The organism is Streptomyces pseudogriseolus, assembly GCA_002154585.1.
In the GTDB taxonomy this organism is placed as follows: domain Bacteria; phylum Actinomycetota; class Actinomycetes; order Streptomycetales; family Streptomycetaceae; genus Streptomyces; species Streptomyces pseudogriseolus.
In genome coordinates this window covers 1,355-2,174 of record MUNG01000577.1, presented here as the reverse complement: position 1 = coordinate 2,174, position 820 = coordinate 1,355, and the positions used below count along the sequence as shown (strand labels likewise).

At 64.6% G+C, this 820-nt stretch carries 1 protein-coding gene and 1 rRNA gene; both read left to right on the top strand.

What is annotated here, in order from left to right; translation table 11 throughout:
• Positions 1–86, top strand: a 5S ribosomal RNA gene (rrf, locus tag CCN29_RS33010); the annotation flags it as partial.
• A gap of 108 nt (positions 87–194) precedes the next feature.
• On the top strand, positions 195–803 hold the full coding sequence (gene clsA / locus CCN29_RS33005; RefSeq protein WP_006134290.1) for a cardiolipin synthase ClsA: 609 nt from the start codon (positions 195–197) through the stop codon (positions 801–803).
• The last annotated feature ends 17 nt before the right edge of the window (positions 804–820 follow it).

The following is an 820-nucleotide window of genomic DNA, read 5'->3' as shown; positions in this document are numbered from 1 at the left end:
GTTACATTCCGAACCCGGAAGCTAAGCCTTACAGCGCCGATGGTACTGCAGGGGGGACCCTGTGGGAGAGTAGGACGCCGCCGAACTACCTTTACAGCTCCGGCTCTTGGGCTCCCGCCCGAGAGCCGGAGCTTTTTCGCATTGCGGTAGGGTCGAGAGGCATCGTAGAAACGTTTCCCACAGGAGGATCCCGGGTGGAGGTCCAGGAGACACGGGTCCAGACAGACCGTGTCCTCACCATCCCGAACGTGCTCAGCATGGCGCGGCTCGTCGGCGTACCCCTGTTCCTCTGGCTGATCCTGAGGCCCGAGTTCGGCGGGCCGAAGAGCGACGGCTGGGCGCTCCTGGTGCTGGCCTTCAGCGGCGTCAGCGACTACCTGGACGGCAAGCTCGCCCGGCGGTGGAACCAGATCAGCAGCCTCGGCCGGCTGCTCGACCCCGCGGCCGACCGGCTGTACATTCTCTCGACCCTGGTCGGACTCACCTGGCGGGAGATCCTGCCGCTCTGGCTGACCCTCGTACTGCTGGCGCGGGAGCTGGTCCTCCTGGTCATGGTGGGCATCCTGCGACGGCACGGCTATCCGCCGCCGCAGGTGAACTTCCTCGGGAAGGCCGCGACCTTCAACCTGATGTATGCCTTCCCGTTGCTCCTGCTCAGTGACGGAAGTGGCTGGATCTCATCACTCGCTGCGATTTTCGGCTGGGCGTTCGCCGGATGGGGTACAACCCTCTATTGGTGGGCAGGAGTGCTCTATGTGGTCCAAGTCCGCCGCTTGATCCGTGCGGACGCCATGGCCGATTGACTCGCTTCTTCACGCGC